The 16,213-nt window shown below is 41.2% G+C and carries 9 protein-coding genes and 2 rRNA genes; 2 read left to right on the forward strand and 9 right to left on the reverse strand.

The features are described 5' to 3' along the window. Positions 1–2: 2 nt before the first annotated feature. Entirely contained in the window at positions 3–1,514 is a 1,512-nt protein-coding gene (locus tag LCH52_10675; GenBank protein MCA0388947.1) for a hypothetical protein, read from the forward strand. Here the strand turns inward: LCH52_10675 and LCH52_10680 are convergent. The 5 genes from LCH52_10680 to LCH52_10700 all read right to left on the reverse strand — a co-directional run bounded on the left by LCH52_10680 (position 1,501) and on the right by LCH52_10700 (position 11,369). Next, complete coding sequence (locus tag LCH52_10680) at positions 1,501–6,813, reverse strand: C25 family cysteine peptidase (protein MCA0388948.1); 5,313 nt, start codon at positions 6,811–6,813, stop codon at positions 1,501–1,503. The two genes, LCH52_10675 and LCH52_10680, sit on opposite strands and share 14 nt — an antisense overlap. An 82-nt stretch (positions 6,814–6,895) precedes the next feature. After that, entirely contained in the window at positions 6,896–7,828 is a 933-nt protein-coding gene (locus LCH52_10685; protein ID MCA0388949.1) for a glycosyltransferase family 2 protein, read from the reverse strand. Further along, a complete protein-coding gene (locus LCH52_10690; GenBank protein MCA0388950.1) occupies positions 7,821–9,086 on the reverse strand; it encodes a lipopolysaccharide biosynthesis protein in 1,266 nt (421 codons plus the stop codon). The genes LCH52_10685 and LCH52_10690 overlap by 8 nt, the downstream gene beginning before the upstream one ends. After that, positions 9,086–10,609 (reverse strand): hypothetical protein, encoded by a 1,524-nt coding sequence (locus LCH52_10695; protein ID MCA0388951.1) that lies wholly within the window; start codon positions 10,607–10,609, stop codon positions 9,086–9,088. Before LCH52_10695 ends, LCH52_10690 begins: the two co-directional genes overlap by 1 nt. 13 nt (positions 10,610–10,622) lie before the next feature. Further along, entirely contained in the window at positions 10,623–11,369 is a 747-nt protein-coding gene (locus tag LCH52_10700) for a geranylgeranylglyceryl/heptaprenylglyceryl phosphate synthase (GenBank protein MCA0388952.1), read from the reverse strand. 66 nt (positions 11,370–11,435) lie between these two features. On the opposite strand from LCH52_10700, the gene LCH52_10705 reads away from it, so the two are divergent. Continuing rightward, positions 11,436–11,636, forward strand: coding sequence for a hypothetical protein (locus LCH52_10705; protein ID MCA0388953.1), 201 nt, complete (start codon positions 11,436–11,438; stop codon positions 11,634–11,636). Positions 11,637–11,651: 15 nt separating this feature from the next. On the opposite strand, the gene LCH52_10710 is transcribed toward LCH52_10705, so the two are convergent. The 4 genes from LCH52_10710 to LCH52_10725 all read right to left on the reverse strand — a co-directional run bounded on the left by LCH52_10710 (position 11,652) and on the right by LCH52_10725 (position 16,094). Further along, positions 11,652–12,146: a redoxin domain-containing protein gene (locus tag LCH52_10710; GenBank protein ID MCA0388954.1), complete on the reverse strand. Its 495-nt coding sequence runs from the start codon at positions 12,144–12,146 to the stop codon at positions 11,652–11,654. Positions 12,147–12,171: 25 nt separating this feature from the next. Further along, positions 12,172–12,771: a thioredoxin family protein gene (locus tag LCH52_10715; GenBank protein MCA0388955.1), complete on the reverse strand. Its 600-nt coding sequence runs from the start codon at positions 12,769–12,771 to the stop codon at positions 12,172–12,174. A gap of 132 nt (positions 12,772–12,903) precedes the next feature. Further along, positions 12,904–13,020: ribosomal RNA gene (gene rrf, locus LCH52_10720) — 5S ribosomal RNA — on the reverse strand. A gap of 75 nt (positions 13,021–13,095) precedes the next feature. Beyond that, a 23S ribosomal RNA gene (locus tag LCH52_10725) occupies positions 13,096–16,094 on the reverse strand. Between the last annotated feature and the right edge of the window lie 119 nt (positions 16,095–16,213).

The raw sequence follows: 16,213 nt of genomic DNA on the forward strand, positions 1-16,213 counted from the left end.
CCATGAACACAGACTCTCTGATTTTTTCTGACAAATCTTTTTACACAGTATGCACTCTACTTTTGGTGTACGGGATAATTGGTACAATATTCCTCGAGTGTTTCTATGTGAACTATGACATTTGGGATCATGTGGCTCAGATAACAGCTTTCAGGGATAATCTCTTCAACCCGGTTGACCCTTATGCACGAGCAGAGAATATTTCTCACATCTTGACACCATACCACCAGTTGCTAGGCTTGACAGCGAAAATCACAGGTCTGTCTCCGCTGATGATTTTTAGCGTCGCAGGGATTTTCAATCTGATATTTTTCTTGTATAGTGTCAGAATAACAGCACGATGCATGTTCAGTGACCATAAATATTCCATGATAGTGCTTATCGTACTGTTGGGATTTTGGATTTACGCACCCGGGTCAAGCGGTGTATATGATTTTTCGCTTATACCAGTAACACTTGGGTACCCTTATCGGGCGGTATTTCCCATCTTATTAATTGTGATTGCCAAAATCCGGAATAATTTGGGGGTGGGGGCTTATGTATCCTTCACACTGCTTACAGCACTTGTATTCGCTATCCATCCGTTATCCGGAGCTTTTTTAATGCTTGTCATTAGTGCAAAATCTCTTTTAAGCAATGAATGGAATAGAAAAAAAATCCTGATGATGATGATGCCGCTATTCGCTCTTATATTGACTTTTTTTTGGCCGTATTACCCCGTTCTTAAATTTATTTCGTCTGCTCAGAATTTAAGTGTTTTCAATCTTCCTGAGGCCTACAATTTCTATTATGAGACCATATATACAATTATTCTGTTACTGGTACCATCTGTTATCATGATAATCGAGAAGACAAAGGCAAATGAATACGATTTCCGTCTGTTGCTACTCCTCCTTTTGACCCCCCTCTTAACCTTAAACTATTTCATTTTTCACAATGAACCACTTGCCAGATTCAGTGTACTTTTTACTTTAATGCTTCATTTTCTCACCATAGAATGGCTGATTACAAAATGGCTCACACGGGGCAATTCTCATCGTAACGCATTTCTTGTGGTTGCCGGAATTCTGCTGATCATGCAAATGCAGTTTTCTTTCACAACAATATCACTTTTTCCTGATATTCTAAAAAACAAACCTCTTGGTTATCATTCAAATTTTAGATATTATAATGAATATCAACAATTAGATGTATGGATTAAGGACGGTGGAATAATCCTTGCTCCCTTAAATGTTTCTGTTATGATCTCAAGAACGACTCACCAGTATGTCGTTGCCTATTATTACCCCAACCCGGCAATTCCCGGTACAAAAGAAAAAAGTGCTGATGTGGATAAATACTTCAGCACTTCTTCCTCTCTTGCAAAGAATTCAATTCTCAAAAAATACAAGGTTAAATATCTGATTTCAAAAGAAGATTTTTCATCACTTACGGAACAGGGCTTAACTCTGACCCGATTAGGCTCAATCGACGACTACCCCGTTTACAGAATTCTCGATATCAACGAACGATAGCCAGTTTTTCTGTAATTCTCTCCACTTTTTCACCTTTCTTCATCACAATTCTATACAGATAAACACCGCTGGCAACAGCATCGCCATCCTGGTCTCTGCCATCCCAGTAAATCTTGTTGAAATCGTATTTCAACTGATTGACTGGCACGACCATCTCTCTGATTTTTCTGCCCGCAACTGTATATACAATCACTTTCAATTCCTCCGGAATCTGAGTGAGCTTGAAAGTGAACCATGTCTCATTTGGGAAAGGATTAGGGTAATTATAAACATTCAGAAGTTTGGCTTCGTTTACAACCGAAAATTTCTTAGCTATTCTTGCGGTATCAGCGAATGAACTTGAATTACCTCTTGCCACGACATTAAACTCGTAATCTCCGTCCTTAAACTCGGGTTTGTAAGTTACGGTGACTTTCGGATTTGAATTGTTAAACGAATATGAAACGCCCTGAGACCGGAAAAATACCGGCGAACCATTCAGCCTCATGGAGATTGTTGAAGTATCCTGAAGTGGTATGGAAGAGAAGTCATACAGCTCAATCTTTATTTCAGCTTTGGGATTTATATACTCACCATCAGGAACATCGACACCATCAACGGCGAGAGTCAAATACGGTTTCGATGTGTCGCCTTTTATAAAGTAAGGAATCGTGTAACTGTTGTTATCCTTATAGAATTCTTTCAATACATTATCAGGATCCACCGTAATTATAAGTTGCCCGCTGCCAACATCAATCGGTGTTCTAAAAGTAACAGAAAATTTCCTGTTGCTGAAAACCCCGAGCGAATCAACAGTCTGTTCAAAAATTTTCACGGGTGTATTGTTCCCTGTTTTATTCTCAACTTTAACCTTAAAATTCTTTGCTTCGGTTTCACTGCCATTGAAAACTTTGAAGTTCAAACTGACATCCCGGTTGGGCAGAACTGTATCAGCAGATAAAACCACACTTTGATAGTTGGTACCTACCTCCGTAAAATCTTTGTATGTTACGAAAAGACTTTTTAATTGTGGGCTCGACTTTTTATCAAGTGATTCAAAATTGACCAACACCCTCATCGTTTTCACCGGTAGATTATTCAGGAGCGACAGATCATAATTGCCGCTGTCGTTTTGCAAGTATGAAGTCGTATCGATAGCTCCCAAAGTATCGGTATAAATTATTCTGAGCCTCATTACATTTGAGTCAGAGGTTATTTCATTAACAAATAATCTATCCCACAAGGTAACCGGACCTATAGGAACAGAGATCAAACTCCCATCAATCAGATTGAAATTAATTGTTGTATCAAAAACTGCCGGCCCAAAACCTATCTTCTTCCAACCCTCAGGCATCATCCCGGCAGGAGTATTCTTTTTTCCGACCATATACCAGGAATCTCTCCTGGCCAAGGAATCGATGTATTTGCTGCCGTAGTTCTTGAGCATATTTCTAAGACTGGCATCGGCAACGAAAGGATCGAATGCCGCGGCGATAACAATAAGATTTCCAGGATTCAGTGTGTCCAGAAATTTCTTATACTCGTTCACCTCATAGGTATAATCTCCAAAGGTCAAATTAAAGGATTTAACATAAAGGAATTTCATCGAACTTGCTTCAAATACTGCAACATTATGACTCAATACCGTACTAGACTGTAAAACATTTGAATTGTTGTATGATATTGTTGACGAATTACCATCATAGTATCCGGATGCTGTTATCTGGAGTTTCACATTTTGATCCTTCAAAATCATCCGGGCATCCCTAAATATTACATTTTCAAATTCAGATGAACTAAATGAGATACTGTCTGCCAAACCAAACCCGCTTTTTGTGGAGAGGTATATCGACCTAATGGAACCAAACTGACCCGATAAATTATCCTTCACCCTGAACCAGTAACGCTTTTCTTTGGCAAGTGTCGATAACGATATCTTGGTATAAAATGAGTCAAATGGTACTGTAAATTGTTGAGCAGATAACATTGTTGGATTGTCTGCAATTTGAATTGTTAACGATTCTGATTCCGGCCTCCTTTGTGGGTTAATAAAATACAGAAAGTCTTTCACAACATTTTCATTACCGTACCTGAGATAATCTCGCGATGATGAGCTGCTCACAATAAATGAGGTCTCCACTTCATTATCATTGCTGTAAATCTCCTGTATTCTGCCATCATTATTGAGAATCGCTTTTATTGCGTGAACACCAAGCCTGTTCTTGACTGGTATAAAGATGGCAAGTGAATCCTTAAACTCCGGAACCATTCTTTTCATCAATGTATCAAAAACTACTTCTCCATTCAGTCGATCTGTAATTCTTATTTGCAGTGAATCATCTATGGCTGACCCGTAGTTGTAAAACTCAAGCGATACTTTAATTGAATCTCGTGTATTGTCAGGATTTTTTGGAGATATAACCATTGCCTCATTGTTAAACAAAAAATTAGGTTTTGGTGGAATTTTTAATGCAAGAAAGGGATCGCCAAAATAAGAATTGGTCATAGTGAACAACTGATTTGTAGTACTATTCCCGTACTGTTGAAGCATTTTCGTTTTAGCAGTACGGAGAGCATCAGCTGGTTTCCAAATACTGTCATTGAGAATTGAAGTATAGAATAAATATGGTGCCACGCTTGCCGTGCTGGTGAAACCTAAACTTGAATTACTTATATAAGCAATTGGCTGCCCTGTGGGATACATTAAAAACTGCTCGGCAAAACAATCTACATCCGGCTCACCGAATTTTCCGGTTGAACAACCGAAATCAGTAAGAAGTGAACCTTTGCCGACATTATTCAATAATTGACTCGGAGTTCGGATATCATTATCCCAATGAAATGTCCCTGAATGACCAACATAAGAGAGAATAATACCACCTTTTTTAATATTGGCATCAACTTCATCTAATGGGATGGGTCCATAATTGCTGAAAGGATTAAATGTCCGGTAATATTGATTGTAATCAAACGAGTAGGGTCTTACCTTAAATTTTTGGGCAATAACAGTATTTTGATCTCTGAATTCGTTCGCTTGCGATTCATCAACGCCACCGGAGAGCAAAAGAACCCTTTTATTGAACCTGTCATATTTTTGTGTGTAATGTGCTGCCAGTTTTGTAAAATACCGGTTCACATCCTCAATACTCTTTGCAGGTATCCTTCCCGTCACAATTTGCGGTATATACGAAGCTGTTGAGTCAAAAACCGACAACAAATTATCACTCAAAGGCGATCCATAAGATGGCACAAGATTCTTTTTCGGCTTGAACCCCAGAACTGTTGAATGGGACAATCTGTAATCCCACGCGGCACTTCCGACCAGCACAGCGTAATCGGGATATGGTGACTGCCAGACTGTCTGGGTAGTTCTGAAGAATTCTCTCAAAGCTTCAGTTGAGAAATATCCATACGAATACTCATCATACACATCGTTCATGTCAATAAACATCGTGTCGAGTTGAGAACTGTTTTTCAGATATCCGAGGTGCTGCCGGATCGGTTGGGCAAATGCTTCTATGGAGACGGCGAGATAATCGGCTTTAAGGGATGGATTTCTAAGATTCTTCCAGCTTTTTTTGTAATAGAAGGTTGGTTTAAGAACCGAACTGTTTTTCACGAGAAAATAGTTGTCAGATTTGGAAACAGTGTCCTGGAAGAGAAGTGAATTTCCCGTTCGTGATGCAAAGATTTTCTTAATCCCGCTCCCTTTTTTCCACAAAATCAAACTGTCTGAAGCCACATTCGTGATTTCAATATTTTTCACAGTCGAGTTCGCAGAATATGGAAATTTGAATGAAAGTGAGTCATTCGTAGCTTTAAGTTTTCGTGAATATTCCATCTCAACCCAGTCAACCCAGACGGTGTTTATCGAGGTACCGGTTGGATATGAAACCACTTTCAATGTATTATTTCCATTTACAAAAAGATTAGCAGGAGCACTTCCCTTGAGAACAATTCTGTCATATCTGTCCAAATATGAAGAATCGTAGGTTGGATACAAGTTGCCAATCTGCATAACAAGATTGTGTGACGAAGTGGCGTTACTGGAAGCACCACTCGCAATTCTCGAAAAGAACCTCACACTGTCTCCCGGATCCAATTCGCTTAGACTGAATGTGTATGACCTGGATGACAAGGTAGTGGGAGCATTGATATTCTGCCAGTAAAAAGTTTTATTCTCGTAAAAATAGGGCAAATCCCTTCTTACAAGATTTCCATCAAAATTAAGATATGATCTGTCCTGCTCCTGGTGAACGAGCTCTGCATAAACTTTCAAAGTGTCGGCATTAGCCTGCAGGTTTTGCAGTGCAGTTGGTACCCTTTTTCCGGAACTCCTGTTCCAGGTAACCCAGTAGACGGTAGTGTCAGTGAAACGGTCAAAGTACTCATTATAGGGTACACCATAAGTATTAGGTGTTCTGTAATCAGCACTTCCCATATTCCTCTCACCCAGAAATTCGATATAGTCAGTAGCATCGAACCTGTTGTCGGAGCCGTCAAAAACAAATATTTCCTGCTGTATTCCCTTTTTCAAAAGCTGAAGTGTAGCCAGTTGAATCTCGCCTATGCTTACCCCCATCCCAATCAGATCGGAACCGTAAACCCTGTAAATACCGTCTTTTGCCACACCTATCTTAACATAAGATGCAGAAAAATCTATCCAGTTCCCGGTTGTATCATTGACTGCAGTAACTGATGAAAATTTATCAACCGATTCAGGATTTATGAGCATCCCCGAAAAAAGTTTTCGTGATTCATCTGAAAATCTGATTCCGCGGTTGTAGTTTATAAGCGGTTTGTTTGAGTTTAAGGTAAACTCTATTTTATCAATTACCTCAAGCTTCGAAGAGCCTGCATTATAGTTGTACTGATTGAACCGTAAATGAACGACCCTCACCCCTTTAATTTCGAAATACCCAAGAATCTCAACTACTTCATTTCTTCTCTTCTCCAAAGCCACTTTTGGTTCAAAATTCAGACTTATAGTAGTGTCGTGAGTCAGATTTGCTTCCGGATTGATTGAAGGATTGAAATCTTCTGTTCTTTTATCTAATATTCGAAAATTAACTGTAACTTCCGCTCCGGGGGGAAGTGCTACAAACAACGACTTCGATGGAAGTGAAATTTCGCCGGGACGCGATTCATCGTAGTAGCTCAGTTTTTTCTGTCTGACATCATCGGTCAGTCTGGCAAGGCTGACGGGTTCTGGTTGGATTGTGAATTGCAGTTTTTGCCCGCTTTCCTGATAACCTGAAATTCTGTCCTGTGAATGGAGGGAAATAACAAGAAATGAAATCAGTACGAGATATCTTAGCATGGAAACCTGGTATATTTTTATTTTCAAAATGATGGCTGATTTTTGAATAAACTTAAACTGTAATATAAAATATTTTGCGAAATCAAATCAAACCATTATCTGTTAAGCGTCTGTATCTTTTTCGTAAATACCCAATTACTCGCTTTAGAAAAGGTCGTTTATTTACTTTTCGCCAGTGATTTCTGAAATGAAATGAATCATAATCTGAATCTCTTTCTGTTTTAGCAGGATGGACGGATATTTTGAAATCGTCATCGACGCGAAGATTAAAAAATGGTTTTTCTTCAGTGAAATGGGTTCCTTGACTTCCAATATTCGATACCAGATTATTCCTTGGGATAATACAAAGTCCGTCATGTTCCCAAATGGTTAGAGCCGCCTGATAATCCCAACCGTCATAAGAATCATGATAGAGATTATAACCGAATTCCTTCTTAAAAAAACTTCTTTCTGAGTGAAGTGGAAATCTTCTGAGAAGTATTTCATCGAGCTTGGGCTTATAGAATTCTACCGAAAGAGAGACTTTCTCCCATCTATCTTTCCAGGTCGCCCAGCCCCAAAAGTGAGCATATTGCGAAAACCTGTAGCTGTTATTTCCATCTCGATATTCTTCACTGAAATTGTTACCGCTTAGCATCCAAATTTTTTCCTGATTCTCATATCGCAAAAGCAATTCCTCACAAAAAGCTGGAAATGCCGCTCCTGGTACACAATCATCTTCAAGAATAATCAGTCTGGTCTCTTTCTCGAATGCTGTAGTAATTGCATGAAAAGGTCCTCCACCACAACCAAGATTTTTTTCAGGATATATGTGGATAATTTCTTCACAAAAGTCTATGTATTCAAAAATCTTTTTGGATTCTTCAATTTTCTCTATATCATCCTGATTCCCTTCCCTCGGGCCATCGACAAAGACATACAATCGTGAAAGTTTGTGTACCGAAAGCGCATCCACAACCTTTTGCAGCATCTCCGGACGGTTAAACGCAATTACAAGAACGGGTGTATTAATCATTCTTTTGTCTCGCTAATGCAATGAACAATAGAACTATCTGAATTAACGCCGAGACAACAAAGGCGATTGCTGCACCGGTATAGAGCATGCTCGAGGTCAGAACAAAAACCAGTCCCAGAAGTACGAAACTGCCGATCAGATTAATGGCGGCAATCAGCTTTACCTGTCGGCGAATATAAAATTTCACCTGTATCGCCTGGATTACCGGCAAAATAAGCGCCTGTACTACGAGAATATTCGAATACTCAAGAGAGTCCTGAAATTTCCCCAGAGTTAAAATTTTAATTATCGTATCTGAAAAAATGAAGTAAAGACCAACAACTATAAAAATTATTAATACAAATACTCGAAAATTCTTTGACTTTCTTACCGGCTTATCACGAAAGTCTTCATAAAATTTTGGTTCGAATGCCTGAAAAACGGATGTACAGGCAGTAGTAACAAAAGTTGCCACCTGTTTACCGACATTATAAACCCCTAATCCCGGCAAATTATTTAACCTTTCCAGAATGATCACATCTGCAGACGGTGCTGTGCTGTGAAGAAAGGAGGCGAGAGTCAGCGGCAACATCTCTTTCAATCCCCGCTTCACTTCAAGGAAGCTGAAAGAATGTTGTCTCTTCCCAGCCATAACAAACCATAGTGAAATTGCAATTATCGTGTTGGAGGTGGCTATTCCCAGCAATTTCCCTGTTGCACCTGAATCGAACAGCCAAACAATCATTATTGAAAAGAAGACATTTCCAAGTAACTGCGATGCCTCTGTAAAAAAAAAGTTGCGGCCGGCTCCCTCGATTCTGAAAGCTACAAGTCTGAGAGAGATAAAGCTTTGAGAGATCAGTATTATAAACATGATCGGGACATTCGGGAAATAAGGAATCTCAGTACCGGAAGCGGTAAAGTAAAAATAGACCAGAATCATCCCGACTGTCATCAGCATGAGATTCCAGAAAAAATTGAAGATCAGCAAATCAAGCAAAAGTTTTCTTTTCCCTGCTGTATCAAGTTCCCGGCTTCTTATGATGTAATAGTTCGTAAGTGAGAGGATAGAGAATTGCGCAACTATCATGTTCAAAGCTGTGAAAAAAGCCAATATCCCAAAATCCGCTTTTGAAAGAAGAGCCACAAAAACCGGAAATGAAATAAATGAAACTGCAATTCCTAAAATGGAAGTGGCAAAAAAATAACCACTGTTCAGGATCAAGGTTCTTAGTCCTGAAGGAAAATGATTCGCGAACTGTTCCTTAAATCTCCTCATCACCGTCCGTGGATCTCATAAATTTGATAATTTTCACCGGCCAATGTCAAATTCATCTCTACATGCCCAGCCAGTTCTTGTGGTGAATAGCCGGTATCATTCATATTGCCTCCGAGCCAGATTAAAAAACTTTTTTCTTCGCTGAAATATTTCGGGAGATCATCTAACCTGACAACGACATCCTCTGAATTATAGAAAAATTTTTGAGGGGATTTCTTCGTCTGAAGATTTGTCGCATAGTATAAGAGTTCAGGATTATTGCAATAAATCTTTCCTGTTGATTTCAATTCCCGGAAAATATGATCCGGTATCCTGGGCAGCCTTGCCTGATACTCATCTGTGGCAATTCCCCCTGCACCATGTTCGATTCTGGAATTAAACGATCTTATATCAGTGCGAATATACAGAACAACAGGAATAATCAACACAGCGAATCCTGCAATCGTCAGGATTTTCCGGTACTTCAATTTCAGCAAACTGCTCTTAACAATATCAAAGAATAAGAGGAAAACAATTAAAGTTGGAAGGAAAACCGGAAACAAAAGTCGATTATTAAGTCTGTCAAACGCAGAAACGGAACAGGAGACAAAAGTTGCACCAACAAAAAAAACCGTGAACAAAAGATGAATGTCCGCTTTTCTTACCCAATCTGAAAACCGTACATCAATGGTCTTAAAATAATTGGTTGCGCCATATGAAATGGCGGACAGCAACATCAAAAACGGGAATACCCAATATAAAAAAGTCTCTGTAGAGATCAGAATAACATCAATAATATTATACATTGAACTCCCTCTTTCTCCAAATGGAGTTCCCGAAACTGTAAAGTTTCTAATCAGCCATAAAACAGCCGGAACAACTGCAATAGAGATGGAGAGAGAGGTATTTCGAAACCATTCTCTCCTGTTACCTCTCAAAATCAGATATAAGATTACAACGAACGAGATAATTCCGATATACTTCAGAAAAAAGAGAATTAGTGACAAAACCGACAACCAAATGACTCTCCCCACGGTCAATTCTTCCCGCCACTTCTCGCCCAGAAAGAGAAACAGGAGCAGAATTGGAATGAAGATCACCTCCACAAAAGCGAAAACCGAAACCAGATAGAATCCCGGTGCTATTACCAGTAACCCCATCCCGTAGTAACGAAGGATCGGTATCTGTAATTTTTGTGTCGATAGGAAAAAAAATATTATCAGAGTGGAAGAGAGGGAGAAGATATTCAAAATCATAAGAACTGAATACTGATTTGCCCCGGTAAGTGCAATCAGAAATGAAATAATCAATGAATATCCCGGAGGCCACAAAACAAACGGCTCACCACCCAGTCCCGTAATCCCCCTCCCGGCAAGAATGTTTTCGGACAGAGCCAGGTAATTCATCGTGTCCCCCGTCAATCCAATACCATATTTGGATGATCCAATGAGAAAAAGCGAGGTAGCCGTCAAAAGACTTATCGCCAGAACAATCAGATCGGCACGGGTCAGGCGATAATTCAACCCGGCGTCATTTTTTCTCATACGCCACTTATCTTTATGCTCTCCCCTTCACAGCATCAGCAAACTCATGGAGCATTCCCCAATTAATTTTTTCTTCAAAGTAATTGCCCGTCACGATAATTTTAGCCCCCGAATCCACCATTTTTCCGGCTGTTTCGGGGGTTTTGATTCCACCGCCGGTAATTACCGGAATTGATATGTTTTTCGACACTGCTTTGACCATTTCAAATGGGACAGGATTGTCTGCGCCGGAGCCTCCTTCGAGATAGATCATTTTCATACCAAGATATTCCGCCGCCAGTGCCGTTGCCACGGCTATCTCAGGTTTGTGTCGCGGTATCGGCATGCTTCCGCTCATATACTCCGCCGTTGTTCTCCTGCCCGATTCAATCAACATATAACCTGTTGAAATCGCTTCAAGTCCATATTTTTTTATCACAGGTGCGGCAATAACATGTTTCCCGATCAGGTGTTCCGGGTTTCTCCCGCTTATTATGGAAAGAAAAAGAATTGCATCCGCGAATGGCGATATCTGACTCAAACCGCCCGGAAAAATGATTACCGGAAGGTGTGTCAGATTCTTCAGGGTCTTTATGGCAAGATCAAAATCTCCGGAGACCATTAAACTTCCCCCCACGAGGAAGCCATCAACTCCGGCAGCGCCACATCTGTTGGCAAATTCTTCCAAATCCGCTCCATGAAAACGATCGGGATCCAAAAGAATAAAGTATAATGCTCTCTGAATTGATAATTTTGTTTGTATCGAAGATAGGATGGTCATCAAAAGTGTAGTTTTTCCAATTTTACTTAAATTTCAGATTATTCTATTAAAATTTAGCGAATCGACATGGAAATTAAAAGTAAAGAAACGGAATTCCCTCTTTTTTGTGACTTTAACAGTAAATTTGCTTCTTTCGCAGAGAAGGAATTGATTGGTGATTGCAGGAAGGAGCTTGCAGTCTGGTGCAAACACTTCGAAAAATACAACAATAAAAATTCGAAGTGTATCTCAAAAAAATCTGCCGGGACACAAACAGGTAGCAGATAAGTTGTCAGATAAAGTTCATTTAATAACCCTTTTGAGTTCGGCTTCGAATTCCTTGTAGTTCATCTTTTTTGCATGAAAAGATACCTGCTTCCCTTTACCATCATATATCGCAGTAGCGGGTATAGCCCCGTTCCAGTTTTTGTTGATCATTTCTATCAGAACCTGATCATCCTTAAACTTAGCAACGAAATTGACAAACGGGGCTTTCATCTTTTTTAAAAAGGGTTGAATTTTTGTTTTAATCTCGTCAGGATGGTCTAGACTCACTCCCACAAAATCAACATCCGGGTAATTATTCGCCAGCTTTACAATATCAGGAAACTCCTCGGTACAAGGAATACACCAGGTTGCCCAAAAATTAATAAACAATATTTTCCCTTGTCTCTTCTCAATCAGAGACTTAACCCCCTTCTCATCAATTGGTTTCACATTTTGTGAAAATACACAAAAGGAAAATATAACAACAATCGTAGCTGTTTGGCACAACCTCACAAATCCTGAAAAATTCATAACTAAAAACTCATACCTAATAATTTTAATTGACTCTCTTAATGGTGCACCCGAAAGCTTTTGTTCTGGAAACAGAGACCGGTTTACCTGCAAGTATTTCTTCGAGAGCCTTGTTTAAGTCTTTTGTGGTAACTTCCTCTTCTCTTCGCTTGTCGTCAATCCTGCCGTGATAGAGCAGTTTAAGATTACCATCCAGGACATAAACCTCTGGAGTAAACGATGCAGACAACTGATCTGCTACCTTGTTTCCGGCGTCTTTTAATATTGTAAAATCGAGACCATTGGATTTGGCGTGAGTTTTAATGGCGGAAACATCCTCTGCCTTGTTGGAATTAATGCCCAAAAATGTCACACCTTTATCTTTCCAGGTTTTAGCAAGTGCTGCCATTCTGGAATTGTAAGCATTGGAAACAGGACACTCGGTAGAGATAAACATCAAAACTATAGCCTTTGACGATTTGTAGTCAGTTAATGAATGTGATTTACCTTCAAGATCCGGCAAAGAAAAATTATTAACTATCGTATCAAGTGTCCTGGTGTTATCCTGTTCGTTCGCCACAGCTTCCCTTTTTGTACAGGAGGCAAACAACAAACCGGCAACCAACAATATTAAAATCTTTTGCATAGAGTTTTCCTTTAGAAAAGAATTGGAGATATATCTAATAATAACAAAGAAGAAGAAAAAAGTTCCGGAAAGTGAAATTAAGGAATGATTTAAAATAAAAAAGCCCCAAAATAATTGGGGCTTAAAAAATAAAACCGGCAGCTACCTACTCTCCCACACACCTGCGCATGTAGTACCATCGGCGTATGCAAGCTTAACTTCTCTGTTCGAAATGGGAAGAGGTGTTTCCTTGCAGCTATAACCACCGGAATAAAAAACGGGGTTGTTCAATAAAATTGAAAGAGAGGATACAAATTTCACAAAACATAAAATTAAAATAAAATTAATGGCAAGTCTCACGGCTTATTAGTACTGCTCAGCTGAATGTATTACTACACTTACACCTGCAGCCTATCAACCTCGTAATCTCCGAGGAGCCTTTAGTCCATAAGGAGGGATATCTCATCTTGAAGCGTGTTTCGCGCTTAGATGCTTTCAGCGCTTATCACGACCGTACGCAGCTACCCAACTATGCCACTGGCGTGACAATTGGCGTACTGGAGGTACGTTCACTCCGGTCCTCTCGTACTAAGAGCGACCCTTCTCAAATATCCTGCGCCCGCATAGGATAGGGACCGAACTGTCTCACGACGTTCTGAACCCAGCTCACGTACCGCTTTAATTGGCGAACAGCCAAACCCTTGGGACCTTCTCCAGCCCCAGGATGCGATGAGCCGACATCGAGGTGCCAAACCTTACCGTCGATATGAACTCTTGGGTAAGATCAGCCTGTTATCCCCGGCGTACCTTTTATCCTTTGAGCGACGGCACTTCCACGCGCAGCCGTCGGATCACTAACTCCTGCTTTCGCACCTGCTCGACCTGTATGTCTCGCAGTCAAGCTCCCTTATGCGTTTACGCTCTTCGCATGATTACCGACCATGCTGAGGGAACCTTTGAGAGCCTCCGTTACATTTTAGGAGGCGACCGCCCCAGTCAAACTACCCGCCTAACACTGTCCCTGACCCGGATTCACGGATCGAGGTTAGAATCCAATTAAAACAAGGTTGGTATTTCACCGTTGACTCCACCGATACTAGCGTACCAGCTTCACAGTCTCCCAACTATCCTACACATGCTTTAACCGAACCCAATATTAGGGTGCAGTAAAGGTGCACGGGGTCTTTCCGTCCATATGCGGGTAACCGGCGTCTTCACCGGTACCACAATTTCACCGAGCCCGTAGCTGAGACAGCGCCCAAATCGTTACACCATTCGTGCAGGTCGGAACTTACCCGACAAGGAATTTCGCTACCTTAGGACCGTTATAGTTACGGCCGCCGTTTACCGGGGCTTCGATTCAAAGCTTCGCTTGCGCTGACCTCTCCTCTTAACCTTCCGGCACCGGGCAGGTGTCAGACCCTATACATCGTCTTGATTGACTTCGCAGAGTCATGTGTTTTTGTTAAACAGTCGCTTGGGCCATTTCACTGCGGCCCCCCTTAGTTTACTTAGTGAATAATTCACCAAAAGGGGCACCCCTTCTCCCGAAGTTACGGGGTTAATTTGCCGAGTTCCTTAGCTACGGCTCACTCGAGCACCTTAGAATACTCATCCCGTCTACCTGTGTCGGTTTGCGGTACGGACGGACAAAGACCTCCTGTACGAAGTTTTTCTCGGCAACATGCTTGGGGCCACTTCGAGCTTATGCTCCCGTATTCGGCTCTCGGCCTTAATGAGTAGCGGATTTGCCTACTACTCAGCCTACCACCTTAAACCATCTGATCCACCAGATGGCTGACCTTACGCTTTTGCGTCACTCCTTACAGTCAAACGGTCTTTAACCGGTACGGGAATATTAACCCGTTACCCATCGCCTACGCCTTTCGGCCTCGGCTTAGGACCCGACTAACCCTGAGTCGATTAACGTAGCTCAGGAAACCTTAGACTTGCGGTGAACAGATTTCTCATCTGTTTTATCGTTACTTATGCCTACATTTTCTTTTGTAACCGCTCCAGCATACCTCGCAATACACCTTCACTGCTGTTACAATGTTCCTCTACCAATAAAAAATTAATTCTATTCCACAACTTCGGTGCACAGTTTAAGTCCCGTTTATTGTCGACGCCGAGTCGCTTGACTAGTGAGCTATTACGCACTCTTTAAATGAATGGCTGCTTCTAAGCCAACATCCTAGTTGTCTAAGCAACTCAACATCCTTTATCTGTTAACTGTGACTTGGGGACCTTAGTTGGTGGTCTGGGTTGTTCCCCTCTTGGCCGCGGAGCTTATCCCTCGCAGCCTGACTCCCGGAGAACATATTAATGGAATTCGGAGTTTGTCTGGGTTTGGTACCGTTGTGACAGCCCTAGCCCAATCAGTGCTCTACCTCCATAATACTATAGTCCGAGGCTAGCCCTAAAGCTATTTCGAGGAAAACGAGCTATTTCCGAGTTTGATTAGCCTTTCACCCCTACCCTCAGTTCATCCAAGCGGTTTTCAACCCACACTAGTTCGGACCTCCATGAGGTTTTACCCTCACTTCATCCTGACCAAGGGTAGATCACCCGGTTTCGCGTCTACCGCCAGTTATTTTTTAATCGCCCGGTTAGGACTTGCTTTCGCTAAGGCTACACTCCTGAAGAGCTTAACCAACAACTGACGAGTAACTCGTAGGCTCATTATCCAAAAGGCACGCTGTCATCCCCGAAGGGACTCCAACCGTTTGTAAGCACATGGTTTCAGGTACTATTTCACTCCCTTAATAAGGGTTCTTTTCACCTTTCCCTCACGGTACTGGTTCACTATCGGTCACGAGTGAGTATTTAGTCTTAGGAGATGGTTCTCCCGGATTCCCACAAACTTCCACTTATTTCGTGGTACTTGGGAATATATTTGGAAGAGTCATAATATTTTCGCTTACGAGGCTGTCACTCTCTGTGGCCGGTCTTCCCAAACCGTTCAACTAATATTATGATTTTTTACTCTTCGAGTCAATGGCAACAGACTCAAAATATATCCCTCAACCCCGTCAATCCTACGGTTGCCACCATTAACAGATTGATCGGTTTAGACTCTTTCCCTTCCGCTCGTCACTACTCAGGAAATCACTGTTGTTTTATTTTCCACCGGGTACTTAGATATTTCAGTTCCCCGGGTTAGCCTCAACTACCCTATGTGTTCAGGTAGAGATAAGTGCGTATTACCGCACTTGGGTTGCCCCATTCGGAAATCTACGGGTCGGAGACTGCTTCCGTCTCACCGTAGCTTATCGCAGGTAGCCGCGTCCTTCTTCGCCTACTCGTGCCAAGGCATCCACCATGTGCCCTTAGTAACTTAACCAAAAAATTTATTCTAATGTTATGCTTTTGTTCGCATTTATATGAAATTGTTAAATTTCTATGGACATGATATTTGTATCCTAGTAAACTGATTTATAAAAATCAGTCTTACTCTTTCAAT

The organism is Bacteroidota bacterium (assembly GCA_020161395.1).
Lineage (GTDB): Bacteria > Bacteroidota > Ignavibacteria > Ignavibacteriales > Ignavibacteriaceae > UTCHB3.

Excerpts from the sequence above, each read along its gene's own strand:
- LCH52_10675 (MCA0388947.1), top strand. The coding sequence starts at position 3 with ATGAACACAGACTCTCTGATTTTTTCTGACAAATCTTTTTACACAGTA.
- LCH52_10680 (MCA0388948.1), bottom strand. The coding sequence starts at position 6,813 with ATGCTAAGATATCTCGTACTGATTTCATTTCTTGTTATTTCCCTCCAT.
- LCH52_10685 (MCA0388949.1), bottom strand. The coding sequence starts at position 7,828 with ATGATTAATACACCCGTTCTTGTAATTGCGTTTAACCGTCCGGAGATG.
- LCH52_10700 (MCA0388952.1), bottom strand. The coding sequence starts at position 11,369 with ATGACCATCCTATCTTCGATACAAACAAAATTATCAATTCAGAGAGCA.
- LCH52_10715 (MCA0388955.1), bottom strand. The coding sequence starts at position 12,771 with ATGCAAAAGATTTTAATATTGTTGGTTGCCGGTTTGTTGTTTGCCTCC.
- LCH52_10695 (MCA0388951.1), bottom strand. The coding sequence starts at position 10,609 with ATGAGAAAAAATGACGCCGGGTTGAATTATCGCCTGACCCGTGCCGAT.
- LCH52_10710 (MCA0388954.1), bottom strand. The coding sequence starts at position 12,146 with ATGAATTTTTCAGGATTTGTGAGGTTGTGCCAAACAGCTACGATTGTT.
- LCH52_10690 (MCA0388950.1), bottom strand. The coding sequence starts at position 9,086 with ATGAGGAGATTTAAGGAACAGTTCGCGAATCATTTTCCTTCAGGACTA.
- LCH52_10705 (MCA0388953.1), top strand. The coding sequence starts at position 11,436 with ATGGAAATTAAAAGTAAAGAAACGGAATTCCCTCTTTTTTGTGACTTT.